General features: G+C 37.1%; 7 protein-coding genes. 3 read left to right on the forward strand and 4 right to left on the reverse strand.

Features of this window, described 5'->3' with window-relative positions; translation table 11 throughout:
- Positions 1-187: 187 nt before the first annotated feature.
- Positions 188-634 (reverse strand): PIN domain-containing protein, encoded by a 447-nt coding sequence (locus tag PX636_RS15540; RefSeq protein WP_002761289.1) that lies wholly within the window; start codon positions 632-634, stop codon positions 188-190.
- Positions 621-854, reverse strand: coding sequence for an antitoxin family protein (locus PX636_RS15545; RefSeq protein ID WP_149986318.1), 234 nt, complete (start codon positions 852-854; stop codon positions 621-623). Before PX636_RS15545 ends, PX636_RS15540 begins: the two co-directional genes overlap by 14 nt.
- A gap of 253 nt (positions 855-1,107) precedes the next feature.
- Here PX636_RS15545 and PX636_RS15550 point away from each other — a divergent pair, with 253 nt between their 5' ends.
- A complete protein-coding gene (locus PX636_RS15550) occupies positions 1,108-1,401 on the forward strand; it encodes a DUF433 domain-containing protein (protein ID WP_149986317.1) in 294 nt (97 codons plus the stop codon).
- A 35-nt stretch (positions 1,402-1,436) separates the two neighbouring features.
- On the opposite strand, the gene PX636_RS15555 is transcribed toward PX636_RS15550, so the two are convergent.
- Together PX636_RS15555 and PX636_RS15560 are read right to left on the reverse strand one after the other, a co-directional pair.
- Positions 1,437-1,634, reverse strand: coding sequence for a type II toxin-antitoxin system HicA family toxin (locus PX636_RS15555; protein WP_002799542.1), 198 nt, complete (start codon positions 1,632-1,634; stop codon positions 1,437-1,439).
- Positions 1,635-1,880, reverse strand: coding sequence for a DUF1902 domain-containing protein (locus PX636_RS15560; RefSeq protein WP_288117748.1), 246 nt, complete (start codon positions 1,878-1,880; stop codon positions 1,635-1,637).
- Positions 1,881-1,980: 100 nt separating this feature from the next.
- Between PX636_RS15560 and PX636_RS15565 the strand changes: the two genes are divergently transcribed.
- Entirely contained in the window at positions 1,981-2,112 is a 132-nt protein-coding gene (locus PX636_RS15565; RefSeq protein WP_288117749.1) for a hypothetical protein, read from the forward strand.
- 233 nt (positions 2,113-2,345) lie between these two features.
- Entirely contained in the window at positions 2,346-2,567 is a 222-nt protein-coding gene (locus PX636_RS15570) for a transposase (RefSeq protein ID WP_288117750.1), read from the forward strand.
- Positions 2,568-2,913: the final 346 nt, after the last annotated feature.

Here is a 2,913-nt window from a genome sequence, read left to right on the forward strand (position 1 = left end):
AAGTCATTCAGGAAGAATTAGAAGCCTTAAAAAAAATGGTCATTCATCATCAGACTCAAATTAAGGGTTTATGGAAAGATGTTGGGATCAGTGATGACGATTTAGAAGAGGCTAAAAAAGCAGTTTTTCGAGATTAGGTTACACTTCATTTTTATGATAAACGCTATAGTTATCATTAATGATCTTTTTAAGAGTTTAAATCCTTAAAGGGATTGATAACCTGTAAGCTATTATTGATAATTAAACCATCTTGCATATCTTCTGAGTAGAGAATAGTTGCATCGCCTAAAACTGCACTAGCAACAATCAGGCTATCCCAAAATGAAATTAAGTAGCGATCTCGTAATTTCACGGCATACTCAAGCGTTTCGAGGGAGACAGGTAAGATTTCACACCCTTGTGTCAATTCTTCAAGTAGATTTTGGATTTGTAAATTATTAAACCCTGCTTTGCGGATTAAATTTGAGCAAACCTCATTGACAACTTGTGTACTAATTATCAAGTTTTCTTGATTCGTAATATTTGTAGCTATTTGTTGCTTAGGGATGGCATTAGGATCGCTACAATTAACAATGAAGCGATACAGCCAAATATTAGAATCAATAAAGAAGGGTTGAGATTCACCAGCGTTCATTCGCTTCTTCTCTGGTAAGAGGATGGAAGTCTTCAATTTTAATCGGATTTGCTGTTAACTGGGCGATTATCCCCGTTTCTGACCATTTTTGGGGAGTAAGCTGGGAAATTGAATTCGATTCTATAGTCAGTTTAACGCACTGTCCTTCATTGAGTTGGAGATTACTAAGAGGACGTAAAACGCCATTTTCAAAGACGGCTTCACAGGTTTGTTGCGGCATAACTCAATCCTTAATTCTAAATTACTCTTATTTTAACCGATGAATCAACAACGCACCCAATCCCGTCTAAACTATGATTTTTTTGATTGTTTGATTGACTATTATTTTTTTCGGCTATCGTCCCTGTGATACAATTCTGATAATCTCCCCATTCAATCCCCTACCCCGACCAATGTTTAGGCCATGCTAGAATGGTGATAAAAGCATAGAATCCTATGTAGTTTAATTAGTTGAGAATGAATCAGAGAAAGTTATGTTCACAGATATCAATATTGGCACTTTCATAAAAAGCGATCCCAAAATTCATGGAGGTTGTCCTATTATCGCGGGAACTGCTGTTACTGTACGAAGAATAGTGATCTGGTATAAGTTAGGATATAGTCCTGAAGAAATTGCCGATGAAATCCCTCATCTTTCTTTGGCACAAGTTTATGCCGCTCTAACTTACTATCATACTAACAAAGAAACAATAGAAGCAGAAATTATAGCCGAAGCCGCCGAAGCAGATCGCCTTGAAGCATTACATTATTCTTCTTCTTATGAGTAGAATTAGCTTATATATGGATGAGGATTCTACAGCGTTCAAAATGATTTAGATAATCCGGCTTGTTTCAAAACTGCATTGGCAGTATGGCGTGATTTAATAGTATTATCAACTACAAATCTTCTTTCTGTCAGAGGACTATACCAAATTTCATGATCTCCTTTACCTTGACGTTCAAAATAACATCCAGCTGCTGAGAGCAGTTTTTTTAATGCAGGTGTTAAAGAAGTAGCCATCTAAACACCGCACTCAATTGATTCTTGACGATGACTAATTAGTTCAAAAGTTATCGGTGCTTGAGGTTCAAGAGTAATTAGATGATTGAGTTGTAATAATTCTGGAATCATCTGTCGTAATTTAGCTGTTAAAGCTTCGATGGTATCAGCTTCGGTGACTAATCCGGGAATATCTTCACTCTCTGCTACCCACACTTGCGCCTCTCGATCCCAAAATGCTTCTACTTGGTACGGTTTTTGATTCATAGTGATTTAGTTCAAGTGAGTAGAATTAGCTTATCTATCAATCAAGATTATACAGTGCGATCGCTTTTCTGACAATCTTACCACCAATCCCCAACTCTTGATGATTGCCGATGAATCGCTTATCACTGAATTAACCGCCACCATCCTCCACGCCATGAATGAACCCCAAAAACATCGACAATCTATTCGCTTAAAAGGCTATGATTATAGACTTAATGGAGCTTATTATTAACAATTTGTTCTTATCAGAAGCAGTATCTATTTGGTGAAATTGTTGAAGGAAATATAGAGCGAAATTTACTTGGTGATACTGTTGAAGCAGTATGGTATAGACTGCCTCTACATTTTAAGTTTATTGAACTAGATACTTTTATTGTCATGCCCAATCATATTCATGGAATTATAGTAATACAAAATTATGATCTGGAAAAGACCGAATACGATTCTCAATATACTCACGGTACAATGCCGGAATCTTTGGGGGCTATTGTGCAGAATTTCAAATCAATTTTTAGTCGTAAAATTAATCGTTTATGTGGCGATCACATGAAAGTTTGGCAGCGCAATTATTATGAACATATCATTCGCAATGAAGATTCTTATCAAAAAATCCGGCAATACATTCTTGATAATCCGCGAAATTGGGAACAAGACGAGAACAATCTGAATAAATTCAAACCAATGTAGGGGCAAATAACCTGTGGGGACAAATAACCTGCGGGGACGAATAACCTGTAGGGGCGAAGCATTCGGGCAATAACATATCGCTGAAACCATAAATTTCTTATCCGAATGCTTCGCCCCTACCCCGGGCAATAAACTAATAACCTTCGCCTATTATCCCTGTGATACAATTATGATAATCTCCTCATTAAATCCCTGTACGGGCGAAGCATTCGTGCATAATCTATCACTAACCTTAGCCTATCATCCCTGTGATACAATTCTGATAATCTCCCCATTAAATCCCTGTACGGGCGAAGCATTCGGGCAATAACATATCGCTGAAACCATAAATTTCTTATCCGAATGC

Origin of the sequence: Microcystis sp. M53598_WE2 (assembly GCF_030067735.1) — a bacterium.
Taxonomy (GTDB): domain Bacteria; phylum Cyanobacteriota; class Cyanobacteriia; order Cyanobacteriales; family Microcystaceae; genus Microcystis; species Microcystis aeruginosa.